Source organism: Mycobacterium szulgai (assembly GCF_002116635.1).
GTDB lineage: Bacteria > Actinomycetota > Actinomycetes > Mycobacteriales > Mycobacteriaceae > Mycobacterium > Mycobacterium szulgai.
Genome location: NZ_LQPW01000165.1, coordinates 1 through 17039, shown reverse-complemented (window position 1 = coordinate 17039; position 17039 = coordinate 1). Strand labels below are relative to the sequence as shown.

Annotated in this window: 15 protein-coding genes and 1 pseudogene; 10 read left to right on the top strand and 6 right to left on the bottom strand. The window is 67.5% G+C overall.

What is annotated here, in order from left to right; translation table 11 throughout:
• The first annotated feature begins 10 nt into the window (after positions 1 to 10).
• From AWC27_RS24955 to AWC27_RS24945, 3 genes are all read left to right on the top strand, one after another.
• A complete protein-coding gene (locus AWC27_RS24955; RefSeq protein WP_085673179.1) occupies positions 11 to 760 on the top strand; it encodes a GntR family transcriptional regulator in 750 nt (249 codons plus the stop codon).
• Positions 761 to 873: 113 nt separating this feature from the next.
• Entirely contained in the window at positions 874 to 2469 is a 1596-nt protein-coding gene (locus AWC27_RS24950; RefSeq protein ID WP_085672932.1) for an AMP-binding protein, read from the top strand.
• 1 nt (position 2470) lies between these two features.
• On the top strand, positions 2471 to 3256 hold the full coding sequence (locus AWC27_RS24945; protein WP_085672931.1) for an SDR family NAD(P)-dependent oxidoreductase: 786 nt from the start codon (positions 2471 to 2473) through the stop codon (positions 3254 to 3256).
• On the opposite strand, the gene AWC27_RS24940 is transcribed toward AWC27_RS24945, so the two are convergent.
• Positions 3238 to 3699 (bottom strand): SRPBCC family protein, encoded by a 462-nt coding sequence (locus AWC27_RS24940; RefSeq protein ID WP_245847515.1) that lies wholly within the window; start codon positions 3697 to 3699, stop codon positions 3238 to 3240. The genes AWC27_RS24945 and AWC27_RS24940 overlap by 19 nt on opposite strands.
• The gene (locus tag AWC27_RS24935) at positions 3696 to 4556 is read right to left on the bottom strand and encodes a rhomboid family intramembrane serine protease (RefSeq protein WP_085672929.1); all 861 of its coding nucleotides are present in this window, start codon (positions 4554 to 4556) and stop codon (positions 3696 to 3698) included. Before AWC27_RS24935 ends, AWC27_RS24940 begins: the two co-directional genes overlap by 4 nt.
• A 48-nt stretch (positions 4557 to 4604) precedes the next feature.
• Between AWC27_RS24935 and AWC27_RS24930 the strand changes: the two genes are divergently transcribed.
• Entirely contained in the window at positions 4605 to 4967 is a 363-nt protein-coding gene (locus tag AWC27_RS24930) for a nuclear transport factor 2 family protein (protein ID WP_425437514.1), read from the top strand.
• Here the strand turns inward: AWC27_RS24930 and AWC27_RS33385 are convergent.
• On the bottom strand, positions 4964 to 5479 hold the full coding sequence (locus AWC27_RS33385; RefSeq protein ID WP_085672927.1) for a PE family protein: 516 nt from the start codon (positions 5477 to 5479) through the stop codon (positions 4964 to 4966). The genes AWC27_RS24930 and AWC27_RS33385 overlap by 4 nt on opposite strands.
• Positions 5480 to 5751: 272 nt before the next feature.
• On the opposite strand from AWC27_RS33385, the gene AWC27_RS24920 reads away from it, so the two are divergent.
• Positions 5752 to 5976 (top strand): hypothetical protein, encoded by a 225-nt coding sequence (locus tag AWC27_RS24920; protein ID WP_083113642.1) that lies wholly within the window; start codon positions 5752 to 5754, stop codon positions 5974 to 5976.
• A gap of 57 nt (positions 5977 to 6033) precedes the next feature.
• Here AWC27_RS24920 and AWC27_RS24915 read toward each other — a convergent pair whose 3' ends face one another.
• Positions 6034 to 6768, bottom strand: a complete 735-nt coding sequence (locus AWC27_RS24915; protein WP_085672926.1) for a DUF899 domain-containing protein — start codon at positions 6766 to 6768, stop codon at positions 6034 to 6036.
• Positions 6769 to 6969: 201 nt separating this feature from the next.
• On the opposite strand from AWC27_RS24915, the gene AWC27_RS24910 reads away from it, so the two are divergent.
• A complete protein-coding gene (locus tag AWC27_RS24910; protein WP_085672925.1) occupies positions 6970 to 11850 on the top strand; it encodes a cation-translocating P-type ATPase in 4881 nt (1626 codons plus the stop codon).
• Here AWC27_RS24910 and AWC27_RS24905 read toward each other — a convergent pair.
• Positions 11847 to 13409, bottom strand: a complete 1563-nt coding sequence (locus tag AWC27_RS24905) for an AMP-binding protein (protein ID WP_085672924.1) — start codon at positions 13407 to 13409, stop codon at positions 11847 to 11849. The two genes, AWC27_RS24910 and AWC27_RS24905, sit on opposite strands and share 4 nt — an antisense overlap.
• Positions 13406 to 14299: an SDR family NAD(P)-dependent oxidoreductase gene (locus AWC27_RS24900; RefSeq protein WP_085672923.1), complete on the bottom strand. Its 894-nt coding sequence runs from the start codon at positions 14297 to 14299 to the stop codon at positions 13406 to 13408. Before AWC27_RS24900 ends, AWC27_RS24905 begins: the two co-directional genes overlap by 4 nt.
• Positions 14300 to 14677: 378 nt before the next feature.
• Here AWC27_RS24900 and AWC27_RS24895 point away from each other — a divergent pair, with 378 nt between their 5' ends.
• From AWC27_RS24895 to AWC27_RS31365, 4 genes and pseudogenes are all read left to right on the top strand, one after another.
• Positions 14678 to 14977 (top strand): hypothetical protein, encoded by a 300-nt coding sequence (locus AWC27_RS24895; RefSeq protein ID WP_085672922.1) that lies wholly within the window; start codon positions 14678 to 14680, stop codon positions 14975 to 14977.
• The gene (locus tag AWC27_RS32450) at positions 14978 to 16000 is read left to right on the top strand and encodes a hypothetical protein (protein ID WP_245847514.1); all 1023 of its coding nucleotides are present in this window, start codon (positions 14978 to 14980) and stop codon (positions 15998 to 16000) included. It abuts the gene before it with no gap.
• The gene (locus tag AWC27_RS32920) at positions 16000 to 16131 is read left to right on the top strand and encodes a hypothetical protein (protein WP_264078837.1); all 132 of its coding nucleotides are present in this window, start codon (positions 16000 to 16002) and stop codon (positions 16129 to 16131) included. Before AWC27_RS32450 ends, AWC27_RS32920 begins: the two co-directional genes overlap by 1 nt.
• Before the next feature lie 497 nt (positions 16132 to 16628).
• Positions 16629 to 17039, top strand: a pseudogene (locus AWC27_RS31365) (DUF4185 domain-containing protein); the annotation flags it as partial.

Sequence of the window (17039 nt, the reverse complement as noted above, 5' to 3'; positions counted from 1 at the left end):
GGGCCCCAACATGTCCGAACAGAAGGTAATCGACCACCGCTATCTGCAGGTCGCACGCACGCTGCGCAAGGAGATCGTGGACGGCGTATATCCGGTGGGATCGCAACTGCCCACCGAACACGAGCTGTGCGAACGGTTTGCGGTCAGCCGCTACACAATTCGGGAGGCGCTGCGACGGCTTCGCGACGACAACCTGGTGTCGTCCAAACCTCGAACCGGAACCCTGGTGGTACCCCGCACCTCGTCGGACTCCTACGTCCAGCACGTGATGTCGATCAACGATCTGCTGGCGTTTGCCACCGGCACCCGATTCGCGATCGACTCCGTCGCCATGCTCGCCATCGACGATGCGGCAGCCGCCCGGACCGGCCTGGCCATCGGTGAACAGTGGCTGACCGTGCGCGGGTTTCGGCAAGCCGACGACACCGAACCTGGCGGGCCCGCGCTGTGCCGTACGGAGTACTACATCAACCGCGCCTTCGCGGCCGTCGGCCGGCTGCTGCAGCGCCACGACGGGCCCATCTTTCCGCTGATCGAAGACCTTTTCGGGCTGAGTATCGTTGAGGTGCAACAGGAAATCACCGCGGTACTCATTTCACCGGAACTGGCGGAGGGCCTCGATGCCGAGACAGGAACTCCCGCACTGCAGGTGCGACGCACCTACACCACGTCTGACGGGCAGGTCGCCCAAGTCACGATCAATACCCACCCGGCGTCCCGGTTCCGGCATTCGATGACGATGCGACGGGTACGTGGCTGAGGTGTCGCCCGCCTTGCCGAACACCGAGCCTGCGGTTTCGCAGGTCCTTACTCGAACTTTCGCTGCAAAACTGCAGGCTCGGCGATCGTTCGAAGGCCAGTAGCGGGCGCGCAATGAGCTTGAGTACCAAGTCGATCAACGGACGTCGCGTTCGCTGGGACGACGAACGCGCCGCCGAGGCCTATGCACACGGCTGGTGGGTCGGTGACACGCTGGCCGATTCGCTGCGCGAGGCCGCGCGGCACACACCGCAGCGGATCGCACTGATCGACGCGCAACACCGACTGGACTGCCAGACGCTCTACCAGCAGGCGACCACGCTGGCGCAGGCCCTGCATACCCGCATCCCGCCGACCAGCGTGGTGTCGTTCATGCTGCCCAATTGGCATGAAGCCGCGGTGATCTATCTGGCCACGACGCTGGCCGGCATGGTGGCCAACCCGATCCTGCCCTCCCTGCGCGACCGCGAGCTGCGCTTCATTCTCGAAGACTCCGACTGCCGGACGATCTTCATCCCGGGACTCTTCGGGCAGCATGACTACCCCGCGATGCTGGATCGGGTTACCGCTGCGCTGGAGTCTCCGCCGGAAGTCGTTGTGGTGCGCGGAGATGTCACTGGCGACCAGATTCCGTTCCAGTCACTACTGGTGCACCCCGGTAACGCCCAACTTCCCACCCTCAACGCCGACGCGGTGCGCATGATCCTCTACACCTCGGGCACCACCGGGCGTCCTAAAGGAGTGCTGCACACCCACAATTCGATGCATGCGCTGATCGGCCAAATCGGCGAGCACTGGCGCGTCGAACAGGGCGACGCATTCCTGGTCGCCTCACCGATCGCGCACATCGGCGGTTCCATCTACGCATTCGAGTGCCCGTTGCTGCTCGGCACGGCCGCGGTATTGATGGAGCGGTGGAACGCCCTAGACGCGGTGCGGCTGATGCGCGCCGAACGGTGCACACACATCGCGGGCGCGACGCCGTTTCTGGAGCAGCTGCTTGCCGCCGCGCAGCACAACGGGGTCCGGCTGCCCGAGCTGAAGTTGTTCGTATGCGGCGGGGCATCGGTGCCGCCGGACTTGATCCGCAGGGCCGCAACATATTTCGATCCCGCTGCGGTCACCCGGGTATACGGTTCGACCGAAGTGCCGGTGACCACCGTCGGCTCGCCCGAATCCCGTACCCACGCGGCCGAAACTGATGGCCGCCCCGGCATCGCCGAGGTCAAACTCGTCGCCGGCGAAATCCGCGTGCGCGGACCGCAGATGCTGGTCGGCTATCAACACCCCGACGACGAGGCCGACAGCTTCGATGCCGACGGATACTTCCGCACCGGAGATCTCGGCCGCTGGGTCGACGACGACTACCTCGTCGTCACCGGCCGCGCCAAGGACATCATCATCCGCAACGGCGAGAACATCTCGCCGAAGGAGGTCGAGGACCTGCTGGCCGGTCACCCCGAGATCGCCGAGATCGCCGTCGTCGGACTGCCCGACGATCGCACCGGGGAACGGGCATGTGCCGTCATCGTCCCCACCGGCGCCCCCGGACCGGACCTGGCCAGCCTGCGCGGCTTCCTCGAAGCCGCGGGCGTTGCGCGCTTCAAAGTGCCCGAGCAGGTGGTTATCTGGGATGTACTCCCGAAGAACGACGCGGGCAAGGTCCTCAAGCACCAGATCAAGGCGGCGCTGACGAAGGCGGAGCAATGACATGCAGGTAGCGATCGTCACCGGAGCCACCGGCGGCATCGGCTTCGGTTGCGCCACAAAACTTGCCGAGATGGGTATGGCGGTATTGGCCACGGGACGCGACGAGGGCAAGCTGGCCGCGCTCGCGCATGCGATCAACGGCTCCGATCGGGTGGCCACCCATGCGGTCGACCTCACTGACGATGACGCGCCCGGACAACTCGTGGCTGCCGCGGTGGACCGCTGGGGTCATATCGACTATCTGGTCAACGTCGCCGGTGTGGGCAGTCCCAAGCCATTACACGAAACCGACGACCAATCCCTGGATTACTTTCTGAATCTGATGCTGCGCGCGCCGTTTCGGCTGGCGCGCGAAGTGCTGCCGCACATGCCGCCGGGCTCTGCAATCATCAACATCACCTCGACGTTCGCCGTAGTGGGCGGCCTGCGCGGTGGCGCCTATTCAGCGGCCAAAGGCGGGCTCACGGCGCTGACCACCCACATCGCCTGCCAATACGGGTCACGCGGAATACGCTGCAACGCAGTGGCTCCCGGCGTCGTTCAGACGCCGATGACCGAGCATCGCTTGCAGGACGAGCGGTTTCGCCGAATGAACGTGGAGATGACACCGCACCAACGGTTGGGCACCGTCGACGATGTCGCCAATACCGTGGCGTTCTTGTGTTCTCCCGGCGGCGAATTCATCAATGGTCAGACCATCGTCGTGGACGGCGGCTGGAGTTCGACCAAGTACCTGTCCGAATCCGCGCTCAGCGCGCACTGGACCGCTCAGCCCGATTCGAAGTGACGCCGGATACCGGCCAGCATGGCGCTGTGCGCCTTGACCGCCTCGCGGACGGTGAACGCCGCCAGCGGCCGGGGCGCGGCGATGCGGATTTGTTCGGTGACGCGGGTGCCGCTGTCGATCGGCGCGAAGGTGACGGTTCCGCGAAGACGCACCCCGGGCGATTGATCGGCCTCGGTTCGCACGTCACCGGTCGGCCGAAGGTGGATTCGCGCCCGATAGCTTGCCTTGATAGTGAACGGTCCCAATGGGATTCGGTCGACCACCCGGTAGCTCTGCAGACAGCCGGTCGCGGTCTCGGTGCGCGACAGCACTTCCACGGACACGATCAGCGGGTGCACCAGTTTGATGTTGTCCAGGTCGACGTAGAAATCACGGACGGCGTCCGGCGGTGCGGGCACCTCTTCGCTGAGGGTCCGCTCGGCGTGGGCTATCCACCAGCTCACCTGACGACGCCGAACATCTCGAGCAGATCGGTTGTGCGCCATGAAATCAGTACGACAAAGGCCGTCAGCACCACGACCGTCACCGCGGCCTGGATCGCGTTGCGGCGCTCTCGGGGCGCGTAGACATAGCCCGCGGTTACCAGCGCGCCTGTGATCAGCCCACCGACGTGTGCCTGCCAGCTGATCGATTGGGGACTGAGCGCCGGTGCGACGAAGGTGAAGGCCAAGTTGACCACAATGACCGCGACAACCCAGCGGACGTCGAGATTGAGCCGCTTGGCCACCACGAAGGTGGCGGCGAACAGTCCGAAGACCGCCCCGGATGCCCCCGCTGTCGCCGTGTTGAGTGGCGAGACCAGATACACCAGCACCGAGCCGCCTAACGCACTGAGCGCGTACAGCGCACCGAACCGTAAGTGCCCCAACAACGTTTCCAACGGCGGGCCCACCACATACAGCGCCCACATGTTGAACAGCAGATGCATCGCCCCGTAGTGCAGGAACGCCGCGGTCACCAGCCGGTACATCTGGCCCTCGGCGACGGCCGGTGGCCACAACGCGAATTGGCGTTCCAGATCGCCCGCGGTCAGCTGCAGCGCGAACATCGCCACGTTCGCCGCGATCAGCACGTAGGTGACCACCGGGTTGCCGGAGCGCTGCGGTGCACCGAATTGTGAGCGGGGCTGCCGAACGGTTTGGGCGCCGGCGCGCACGCACTCAGGGCACTGGTGGCCGACGGGACTGACCCGCATGCACTCCCCGCAGATGTACCTATCGCATCGGGTGCAGCGGACATAGGTCCGGCGCCCGGAATGGCGGTAACAGGCGGGCGACTCCGGCGTGCTCGACCCAGTCATCGCACCATTGTTGCCTGTGACCGCCGGCGTTGACCTACTGTGCTTGGTGTGAGCCAGGGCACGGCCGGCGTCGTTGAGCGGTATCTGACCTGCCTGGCCGCTCATGATTGGGACGGCCTGGCCGACACGATCGCCGACGAGGGCCTGACCCGCGAGGGCCCGTTCTGCGACCTGATCGAGGGCAAGGACCACTACCTCGCCTACCTGCGCAAAGTTCTGACGAACCTGGCGGGCCACCGGTTGGAGGTCACCCGCATCTCGCACGTCGATGACCGCGTCTCATACGTGGAGTTGACCGAGGCCTTCGACATCGACGGTGTGCGCAAGACCTGGCCCGAATGCCTGCTCTTCGAGCAGCGCGACGACGGGCTGATCTCGCGCGTAAGCGTGTTCTTCAAGCAGCGCGGCTAGCTCGCGGCAGCGGGGCGCCCGGCCGGTGCCGGCGCCGCGGGCCGCGCGGGCGCCGCGGGCCGTGCCGGTGCCGGAACAGCGCCCGGGCGGGCCGGTGCCGGTGACAGTGCAGGCCGGGCAGCCGCCGGTGTCGGCGCCGTCGGCGTCAGCGCCGGCATCCGTCCGGGCGAAGCTGCGGTGGCGGCCAGCAGGTCAGGCCGGGCGGCCTGGACAACCTGTAGCGGAGACGCATTGGTGGCCTCCGCGGCGGCATAGGAATTGGCCCCCGCGTGCAGCGTTTGAACGATCTCGTCGTGAAAGGCCACCGCCTGCGCGCTGAGCGTCTGATAAGCCTGGGCATGCATGCCGAGCAGCGCTGCGATGCCCGCCGAGACCGCATCCGCCCCCGGCGCCAGCACCCCGGTGGTCGGGATGGCAGCTGCCGAATTGGCCGAGGCGATGGTGGAACGGATGACCGCGAGATCGGCTGCGGCGGCCGCCACCAGCTCCGGGTGTGCGTTCACGAACGTCATTTGGACACCTTTCGCCAGGCCCGACGACCAATCGGATTCTCACGGTCGCTATTGGAAAAGATCGGCAGAAATAAATCGTAACTAGGCCGCGGACATGGTCCGTGCACTAATTTTCCCCGCCCCGCTAATGCTTCATTTCCCGGTTGGCCGTACCGAAACCAGCAGCGTCACAAGCGGTTACAGCCGACTGCCGGCCGCCCACGGCAATGTGAAACGTTTTGTAACAGCCCGGGGTGTTCCCAGGTCCGCGGAATTGCCTTACTGTGAATCGCGTGGAGTCACACGGAACGCCCGAATTGGTGCCCGTCGAAACATTGCACTCAGGCGACCCGATCACAGATGGCGGTCAGCGCTACATAGTTCTCGAATCGAAGGCCGTCGGCGACAGCTGCGTGGTCCTCGAACTCGAGTCCAGAGTTGACCACCAACTGCAGGTCATCGAGAAGTCGTTCCCGACCGGGTACCACGTCGGTAAGGCAAACCACCGAATTCTGTAGAGCGATTCATAGCCCCTACATCGCGGCAGGCAACCCGTCACCCGGGCTGCCGCTGATTCACGGACGCGGCGGACGCGGATCGTTGGGATTGTCCGGGTCGGGCTCACCAAACCAGCGCGCCGGTTCGTGCCGGCCATATTCGTCGTGCCAGTCCCACCACTCGTACGGGGCGGTCTGCGGGTAACCCGGCGGGGAGTCTTCCCACAGCTCCTGGCGACCGAGCGCAGTCATGTCCAAGAAGCTCCAGGTGGTGCCCAGCGCCTCGTCGCCGCGGTCGTTGATGAAGTAGGTGCGGAATACCCGGTCGCCATCACGGATGAATGCGTTGGTCCCGTGCCACTCGTCCACGCCGAAGTCGGCGTCCCAGGAATCGGTGATCGTGTACCAGGGCATCTGCCAGCCCATCCGCTGCTTCAGGCGTTCGATGTCCGGCTGGGGCGCGCGGGAGGCGAACACCAGGGTGGTGTCGCGGGCGTGTAGATGGGCCAGGTGACCGACGTTGTCGGCGACCATGGAGCAACCGCGGCACGCGTGATCGGGCCAGCCGTGCACCTCGGGTGCGAAGAAGGCGCGGTACACGATCAGCTGGCGCCGGCCGTCGAACAGACCCGCCAGATCTACCGGGCCGTTCGGCCCAATGAACTCGTATGCCTTGTCCACGGCCAGCCACGGCATCCGCCGGCGCGCGGCCGCCAGCGCATCGCGGGCCCGGGTCAGCTCTTTCTCCTTCACCAGCAGCTCCTGGTGTGCAGCTGCCCATACGGGTGCCGACACGATCGGGGGTATATCCATGGGCAGGTCACCTTCTGAGGTCGAGTAGCTTGACGTCCGCACCAATACAGACACGGCGCGCCATCGAAATTCGTCGCCGCCAAACAAATTTGTTCACCCCGTAATGGCAAGCTGTTAGCCCGGTTCTATGAGGTCCATGTGGACAGGTCTCTCCGACGCCAGGAGTATTGGGCGCTGGGGACGCATTCGAGAGGTGACGGAATGAAGATTCCGGGTGTCGGCGATCTCGTCGGTGGTATCACCGGCGGCGCCGCGCTCGCGTTGCGAGCCAGCGTGCAGACTGCGGCTGGCGCTGCGGGCGCGGTCCAGACGCTGGCCAGCCCGGTGGTGGAACTGGTAGGCCCGGTCGTCCAGTCAGCGGCCCAGTCGACCGGGCGGATGCTGGGAACGGGTAATTCGTCGAACGGCTCCGCCGAGCGCGTCGAGCCGCCAGTGCGTTGGCAAAGCGGACGCCGGGTGCATTTCGACCTCGACCCGCTGCTGCCATTCCCCCGCTGGCACGAGCACGCCGCGGTGGTCGAGGAACCCGTGCGCCGGATTTCCGGGGTGGCCAAGGCCCACGTCGAGGGCTCGCTGGGCCGGCTGGTCGTCGAACTCGACGCCGACGCCGACAGTGACGCCGTCCTGGACGAGGTACGGGAGACGGTCGCCTGCGTGGCCGCCGACATATCCCTGACCGATTCGACGTCGGCGCCCAGTGCCGCACCATTCGCCGATCCGGGCAACCCGCTGGCAATTCTGGTGCCGTTGACCGCCGCGGCCATGGACGTGGTGGCAGTCGGTGCTGCCGTCACCGGCTGGTTCACCCGGCTGCCGGTGGCCCCGCGCAGCGCGCGAGCCGCGGCCGCGCTGCTGAACTACCAGCCGCGTGTGGTGTCGGTGCTCGAGTCGAGGCTGGGCCGGGTAGGCACGGACATCGCGCTCAGCGGTTCGACCGCCCTGGCGTATGGGCTGAGCCAGTCGGTGGGCACCCCGCTGCTGGATCTCACGCAACGCACTCTGCAGCTGTCTGAGGCAGCGGCCCATCGACAGCGGTGGCGGTCCCGGGAGCCCGACCTCGCTTCGCCCAACCGACCGCAGGCCCCGGTGGTGCCGGTCCTCTCGTCGGCCGGGGCTGAAACGCAGGCGCCGCGGCACAACTGGGCCGCCGCGGCGGCGGGGGAGGCTTCCCACGTCGTCGTCGACGGCGCGATAGATGCCGCGATCGACACCGCCAAGGGCTCCATGGCCGGGCCGGTGGAGGAATACGTGGGTCAAGCCGCCAGCGGCTCGGTGATCGCCGCGGCCGGGGCACTGTTCGCCGGCGGCGGTGCCGCCGACGCCGCCGAGGCGATCCTGGCCGGCGTCCCGAAAGCCGCGCACCTCGGCCGGCAGGCGTTCGCCGCCACGCTGGGCCGCGGCCTGGCGAACGCCGGGCTGCTGGTCCTCGACCCGGGTGCGCTGCGTCGTCTGGATCGAGTCAAGGTGGTCGTCATCGACGGCGCTGCGTTGCGCGGCGATCACCGCGCCGTCCTGCATGCGCTGGGCGACGAACCCGGCTGGGACGACGACCGCGTCTATGAGGTGGCCGACGCATTGCTGCACGGCGAAGAGGCGCCCGAGCCCGATCCCGACGAATTGCCGGCCACCGGCGCACGGTTGCGCTGGGTTCGGTCGCCGGGCCCGTCCGCGGCGCCCGCACAGGGTCTCGAACATGCCAACCTGGTTTGCGACGGCCAAGTCGTGGGCAGCGTCGACGTCGGTTGGGAGGTCGACCCGTACGCGATCCCGTTGCTGCAGACCGCTAACCGAACCGGCGCCCGGGTGGTGTTGCGCCACGTGGCCGGCACCGAGGACCTGTCGGCCAGCGTGGGCTCGACCCATCCGCCCGGGACCCCGCTGCTCAAACTGGTCCGCGAGCTGCGCGTGGACCGCGGACCGGTGTTGCTGATCACCGCGATGCACCGGGATTTCGCATCGACCGACACCCTGGCCGCGCTGGCCATCGCCGACGTCGGTGTGGCCCTCGACGATCCCCGCGCGGCCACCCCGTGGACCGCCGACATCATCACCGGCACCGACCTCGCGGCGGCGGTGCGGATCCTATCGGCGATTCCCGCGGCCCGCTCGACCAGCGAATCGGCCGTGCACCTGGCCCAGGGCGGCACGACGCTGGCCGGGCTGCTGCTGGTTACCGGCGAACAGGACCGATCGACGAACCCGGCCAGCTTCCGCCGCTGGCTCAATCCCGTCAACGCGGCCGCGGCAACGGCGTTGCTGTCGGGGACGTGGTCGGCCAGCAAGGTGCTGCGGCTACCCGATCCCACGCCGCAACCGCTGACCGCCTGGCATGCGCTGGATCCCGAGATCGTGTACTCGCGGCTCGCCGGCGGGTCGCGGCCATTAGCCGTGGAGTCCGGAACCCCGACCTGGCGGCGCCGGCTCAGCGACCTGTCCTACGAACCGGTTGCGGCGCCGCTGCGCGGTCCGGCGCAAGTGCTGGGGCGGTTGGCGGTGGCCACCCGCCATGAGCTGTCCGATCCGCTGACCCCCATCCTGGCAGTAGGGGCGGCTGCGTCGGCGATCGTCGGCAGCAATGTGGACGCGCTGCTGGTCGCGGGCGTGATGGCCGTCAATGCTGTTACCGGCGGGGTGCAGCGGCTGCGGGCCGAGGCGGCGGCCGCCGAACTGTTCGCCGAGCAGGACCAGCTGGTGCGCCGGGTGGTGGTCCCAGCCGTCGCCACTACGCGACGCCGGCTGGAGGCCGCCCAGCACGCCACCCGCACCGCCACGGTGTCGGCGAAGAAGCTACGGCCCGGCGATGTCATCGACCTTGCGGCCCCGGAGGTGGTTCCGGCGGACGCCAGGCTGCTGGTGGCCGAGGATCTCGAGGTCGACGAATCCTTCCTCACCGGTGAGTCGCTGCCGGTGGACAAGCAGGTGGACCCCGTCGCCGTCGCCGACCCGGACCGGGCCAGCATGCTGTTCGAAGGCAGCACGATCGTCGCGGGACGGGCCCGCGCGATCGTGGTGGCCACCGGCGCCGGAACCGCAGCGCACCGCGCCATCTCGGCGGTCGCCGACGTCGAAACCTCGGCCGGCGTGCAGGCCCGGTTGCGCGAGCTGACCAGCAAGGTCCTGCCGCTGACGCTGGCCGGCGGCGCGGCGGTGACCGGTTTGGCACTGTTGCGGCGGGCGCCATTGCGCCAGGCGGTGGCCGACGGCGTCGCGATCGCGGTGGCCGCAGTGCCCGAGGGCTTGCCATTGGTGGCCACCTTGTCTCAGCTCGCCGCCGCGCAGCGGCTGACGGCGCACGGCGTGCTGGTTCGCTCGCCACGCACCATCGAGGCGCTCGGCCGCGTCGACACCGTCTGCTTCGACAAGACCGGCACGCTGACCGAGAACAAGCTGCGCGTCGTATGCGCTGTGCCGAGCACGGGCGTGCCGCAGGATTCGCTGCCGAAGATCACCGACCCCGGCTCCATCGAGGTGTTGCGGGCCGCGGCCCGCGCCTCCACCCAACCCCACAACGGGGAAGGACACGCGCACGCCACCGACGAGGCAATCCTCAACGCGGCAAGTTCCCTTGACAGCCAAGGCAATTCGGCATGGACGATTCTGGCCGAGGTGCCGTTCGAGTCGAGTCGCGGCTACGCCGCCTCGATCGGCATAGCGGCCCAGGACGCCGGTCCGATGCTGATGCTCAAAGGTGCCCCGGAGACGTTGTTACCGCGCTGTCGTTTCGCCGACCCCGAAGCCGATCAGGAGCATGCCGAGTCCCTGGTGCACGACCTGGCCGCGCAGGGCCTGCGGGTGCTTGCGGTGGCACAGTGTCCCTGGCAGAACGGGACCGCCGACGACGAGGAGACCGACGCCGACGCCGTCGACGCCGCCGCTCACGACCTGGAATTGCTCGGCTATGTCGGCTTGGCTGACACCGCGCGAGCGTCGTCGCGCCCGCTGATCGAAGAGCTGGTGGACGCCGAGCGTCACGTCGTGCTGATCACCGGCGACCACCCCGTCACCGCGCGGGCGATCGCCCGCCAACTTGGGCTGCAATCCGACGTGCGGGTGGTGACCGGTGCCGAACTCGCTGGTCTCGACGAAGACGCCTGCGCCAAGATCGCCGCCGACGTGCAGGTCTTCGCCCGGGTCAGCCCGGAACAGAAGGTGCAGATCGTGGCGGCGCTGCAGCGCTGCGGGCGGGTCACCGCGATGGTCGGTGACGGCGCCAACGACGCCGCGGCCATCCGGATGGCCGACGTTGGCATCGGCGTCAGCGGCCGCGGTTCCTCGGCCGCACGCGGGGCCGCCGACATTGTGCTGACCGACGATGACCTCAGCGTGCTGCTCGACGCGCTGGTCGAGGGCCGCAGCATGTGGGCCGGTGTTCGGGACGCGGTGACGATCCTGGTCGGCGGCAACGTCGGCGAAGTGCTGTTCACCATCATCGGAACCGCGTTCGGCGCCGGCCGGGCACCGGTCGGAACCCGCCAGCTGCTGCTGGTGAACCTGCTCACCGACATGTTCCCCGCCCTTGCCGTCGCCGTCACGTCGCAATACGACGACCCGGAGGAGGACGTGGACCTGAGCGACGAGGAGGTGGCCGAGGCCCGGCGGATCCGCCTGCGCGAAGTGCTGACCGCGCCCAAGCCTTCCCTCGACGAGCCGCTGATGCGCCAGATCGTCAACCGCGGCGTGGTCACCGCCGCGGGCGCAACCGCGGCCTGGGCCATCGGGCGCTGGACGCCGGGCACCGAAAGGCGAACGTCGACAATGGGATTGACGGCTCTGGTGACCACCCAGCTGGCACAGACGCTGTTGACACGCAGCCACAGCCCGCTGGTGGTGGCGACGGCGCTGGGCAGTGCGGGTGTGTTGGTCGGGATCATCCAAACCCCGGTGCTGAGCCAGTTTTTCGGCTGCACGCCGCTGGGGCCGGTGGCGTGGACGGGCGTGGTCAGTGCCACCGCGGGTGCCACCGCCGTGTCGGTGCTGGCGCCCAAGTGGCTGGCCAAGACCGTCGAGGCCGTCACCCCCGACCCCGAAACACCCGATTCCGAGGCAACCGATTCCGAGGCAACCGAGCAGGAGCCCAGTTAGCTCGACAGCTCCCTGCGGACGACCTTGCCGGCCGGATTGCGCGGTATGCTCTCGACGATGTTGATGTCGCGGGGTTGTTCGAAGCGAGAAACCTTGCCCTTCAAGTACTCTCGCAGCGTTGGCTCATCGACGTCGTCGCCGGCGCGCGGCACGACGTAGGCGGCCAGCCTGTGTCCGAACTGTTCGTCGGGAACGCCGACCACCGCATTCTCGGCGATACCGGGATGGCGGGAGAGGGCGTTTTCCAGCGCGCGCGGATACACGTTCTCGCCACCGGAAACGATCATGTCGTCTTCTCGCCCAACGATGTACAGCCGCCCGGCTTCGTCGAGATAACCCATGTCCCCGGTGCTGGTCATGCGATCGATGACGGTCTTGCCGCCGCCCCCGGTGTAGCCGTCCGAGGTCAGTTCGCCGCCGACGAAGATGCGGCCGGTGACGCGCGGCCCGACGGGCCGGCCGTTCTTGTTGTAGATCCGCACCGGACAGCCCGCGACGGGTTTGCCCACTGTCTCCGGGAAACGCCGCAATTCGAACGGCGTCGCCAGCGCGCCGATACCGACTTCGGTTGAACCGTAGAGGTTGTAGAGCACATCCCCATAGGCGTCCATGAACCGGCGCGCCAGGCTGGGATCGAGCCGGTCGCCGCTGGAGATCACTACCCGCAACGACGGCAACGGGTTTCGAGCTCGTACCCGGTGCGGCAGGTCCAGAATACGGGCCAGCATGATGGGCACCGCGCTCAGCGCGTCGGCGCGATGCAACGACGCCTGAGCGAGGGTGGCCTCGGCGTCGAACCGCCGGCGGGTCAACACCGTGCCGCCCAGACCGATCGCCAGCATCAGTATGCCGAAGCCCAGGCCATGAAACATCGGTACCGCCAAGGCGACTCGTGATCCAACCCGAAGCCGGGTGCGGTCCAGAATCGTCACACTGACGCCGAGACCCGAACTTACCCGCGGCGTGCGGGGTACACCCTTGGGTATCCCGGTGGTGCCGGAGGTGAGCAGCACGATGCGGCCCGCCGCTGCCACCCTGGGCCGCGATTCGACTTGCTTGGACTGCACCGTCTGTGGGTCGATGACCGTGATGTTCTCACCGGTTTCGCGTATCTGTTCGGCGAATTCGTTGTCGCAGAACATGATCCGTATTCGATGCGCACCCAGCGCACCGGCCAGCGCGTCGGTGCGAAATTCCGTGTTCACCATGACGACGTCGGCGCCGACCATGCTGGTGGCGAACACCGCGGCGACGAAGTTGCGCCCGTTTCGGCACATGACGCCTACCGCGTGGCCGGTCCCCATGCCCGAGCCGACGAGTTCGTCGGCCAGCGATTCGGTCATCGACCGCAGTTCGGCGTAGCTGAGCGCACCGTCGTCGTCGATGATCGCAGTCCGGTCCGGCCAGCGCGCCGCCGCGATGGCCAGCAGGGTGTAAAGGTTCGTCCCGCCCCTCGAGATCTCGCGGACGAGCCGCAGCGCCGCGACCGGCCCCGGCGGACCCAGCAGTCCCGAGGACAGCACCGCGCGGGCCGCGGTGGCTATCAAGCTGTTCGTCATCGAGGATCCCTTTGCGCATTCTCGGACTCGGCGAAGAACCGGCGGTGCCACAGCCTTGCCGCGCGATCGGCCGGTCCGGCCAGCAGCACTGAGGCTAGCTCAGCGGGCCACATCCAGGGCGGCTCGATGGTCCGGGGCCGCTCGATGATCGCCTTGGCGATGGTGCCGGCGGCCTCATCGGGGTGCAGGCCCGGCAACCTGCCCAGCATGGGCGTGGGGGCGATCATCCGGGTGCGGACCAGGGCGAAGTAAACCGTCGTCACCGCCACGCCGTCGCCGTGCAGCTCCGGCGCCACGCTGCGCAGCCACCGATCGAAGGCCCCCTTGGAGGCCTGGTAGGCGCCCCACTGCGGCCCGGGAACAACTCGCACTCCCACACTTGACACGTTCACGATGTGCCCGTGCCCGGTCTCGCGCATCGCTGGAAGCAATCCCAACAGCAGCCAGATCGGCCCCAGGTAGTTGATGTCGATGGTGCGCTGAAAGTCATGCGGCCGGTCGTACTGCTGATGCAGCGACCGTCGCAACGACTTGCCCGCATTGCTCACCACGACGTCCAGTGCCCCATGATTCTCGGTGATCTGTTTGGTCAGCACGCTGACGCCGGCTTCGTCGGTCAGATCGGCCGGGTAGGCGACCGCGTGGCCACCCCCGGCGTTGATCGATGCGGCCAGATCGTCGAGGCGTTCCGCCGATCGCGCCACGACCAGCACCGTCGCCCCGGCCGCGGCCAGGTTGCGCGCCGTCGCCTCACCGATTCCGTACGAAGCGCCGGTTACCAGCACCGTCTTGCCGGAAACGGTGCGGCGCAACCTGTCGGGATCTGATAACCGCGCCGGGTTCGCCAATCTGTCAGTGAGCTGATTGAACGCCTCTACTGCCAGATTCATTGAATTACGTCCCTCGATTGGCTATCGACCCGATGCGGCTTCACTGCCCACTCTTGCAGTCGAGGGCTGGTGCGTCAGTAGTTGGCACTAGTTTGGCCCGGAACGGATGCGTACGGCGGGTAAGGCATAGAGAACTCTCGTTGACCGCGCGGATGTCGCTGGCGCCGTTGCGCGCGGTCTCGACTGGCCCCCTGCTCCACCTCACCCCGGTGACGACAGCTATCTCGCTTGCGACGCTGGCATCTTGTTGGCATACCCCGTGGCAGCTGTGGCCACCCCAGCAGCCGTAGCCTGCGTTCGGGTTGCGTCGACACCACCTACCGCCGCCGTAGTGGGGCTAAGTGGCCCTCGACGTCGTGTCTATTTAGACTCGCGCGGGTGGTAGTGGATGAATTGCAGGTCGTGCTTGGTCAGCTGGGGGCTACGGCCAGTCAATGGCAGGGCCTTGGCGCTCAACTTGCGGCCGGAGCAACGCCACCACCGTCCGGCCAGCCATTCCAAGCCACCACGGTGGCGGCAAGTGGTATCGACGCAGCGATCGGCTGTACGGCGGTGGCCTTTGTCACCCGAATGCAGGCTACGGCTGCTGGGGTGGCCGCAGCTGCCGCGGGTTATGCCAGCCAAGAGGCGACCGCAGCGGGCGAGATGGCCGCCGTGACGCAGGTGTGGGTGGTGTAGATGCCGGCCACTCTGTCGCAAATCCTGGCATGGAGTACCGAGCACCTCATCGATGCGGCCGGGTACTGGACCAAGACCGCCGATCAGTGGGAAGACGCGTTCTTCCAGATGCGAAACCAGTCCTATGCCGTGGACTGGAGCGGCGCTGGCGGGGACGCGCTAGGGGAACGGACCAGCGCCGACCTGCTGATTGTCAGCGCAAAAGCCGACATGCTGCGTGAGGCAGCCGGGATCGCGCGCAATGGTTCCGGCGACATCAGCGCAGCCCAAAGACGAGTTCTCTATGGTGTCGAGGACGCCCACAACGCGGGATCCACTGTCGGAGAAGACTTGTCGGTCACCGACACCCACACAAGCAGCACGCCCGCCGAGCAGGCCGCTCGACAAGCGCAGGCGCAAGCATTCGCCGGTGACATCCGGCTGCGCGCCCAACAGCTCGACGAGGCGGACGCCAAGGTAGCGGGTCAACTCACCGCCGCCACCGCCGATCTAGGTAGCGTCGACTTTGCGCAAAGCCCGATCCCCAACCCTGTTGCGCAAGCTCCGGCCACCCACCGCAAGGGGGTCCAGTTGGTCGATTTCAAACAAGACGGCGGCATCAGCCCCCCGCCCCCATTCGCACCGTTGGACACTCCTGATGGAACACCGCCGCCACCTCAGCCCCCATTCATTCCGCAGTATGAGCAGGCCCTCACGGCGCCGCGAGCGCCGGCTACGCCGGGCCCGCCGATGCCTAGCTATGTGGGCCATCCGCCGGGAATGACGCGACTGCCACCGGGGCCGCCGTTTGACCCTGCGCAGTCCGTCGGATCAGCCGAAAAGAATCCTGAGATGGGACCGCTGATTGCCGGTGCGGCCGGCGGCTGCGCCGGCGGGGCCGGGATCGCGGCAGCGATCGTCTCCCCGTTCCCGCCGGCCGAGGTCGTTGCACCCGAAACCGGGTGCATCGCCGGCGCCGCCACCGCCGCCAGCACCTACCTGGGCGGTATTTGGCTCGAAAATCTCCTGAATGGAAACGGATGATGAGCGCGATAACCGAAGGACTGGTGTACGGCCTGCTGGCAACCACGGTGTTCGGGGTGATCGCGATCCGACGACTTCACCACCGGGTCAACGTGCTCGAGGCCGACCGCAAGGGCGAGGAGCAGCGGTGACGTACAGGTAAGGGTGGGGGTTTTGGCGGTCCAAGAACCCGCCTGGGTTGAGCGCGACCATATTCCCGGTGTGTCCCCGCCAGGCCATCTCGATCGAGAGCACTATCCGCGCGCCCATCCGCCCGCCAACCTTGTCGACGAGGTCCACATTCTGCTAGGCGCTGAATTCCGCCATCGCGCCTTGGTCAGCGACACGATCGACACGTCGCCCAACACCCTGTGTCCATGACAGACAACTGCTCGAATACTGAGAATCCTTCCGGGGCAAGGCCAAAACCGCCGAGCAAACGCTCAGATACCCAATGTCCCGGCCTGCCATGCGGCCTTCGGCAACCAGTTCCGCCGGCCGCCCGGCGCGGAACGGATGCGTTGCGACACGGTCACGGACGCATACCTATCGAAGAATCACTGATCACAAAAGTCTCAGTGATCACTATCGTCACATCAGCCAGCACCGGACGTCAAATGAGGCGCCCTGGCCCCCGGAGAGGTGTGACATGTCGGCGATTCCTCGGATCGTGTCGGTATCGCTGGCGTCGGCGGCCGCACTCGGACTTCTCATCCCGATAAGCCTTGCGCCACCGGCGAACGCCGTGCCGTGCAGTGGAGATGCGGCCAACGCGCCGCCGCCGGCCGGGGCGATCGTGACCAACCCGGGTGGCACCACGCTGCGACCGCTGAACCGGGGACCTCGCCCGCGGGGCGCGAACGATGGCGCTCCCCTGCCCCGACTGGGCCCGCTGCAGCGACTCGCTCCGGGCCAGCGCTATTCCGCGCCGCTACAGCAACAAGCCGCAATACCGGGGGCCAATCCCGGGCCGCCTACCCCTCCCAACCCCGGCAACCCGGTTCCGAACGCAGCTCCGTTGGCCCCCAACGCGGCCCAGCCGCCGGCCCCGGCGCCGGCC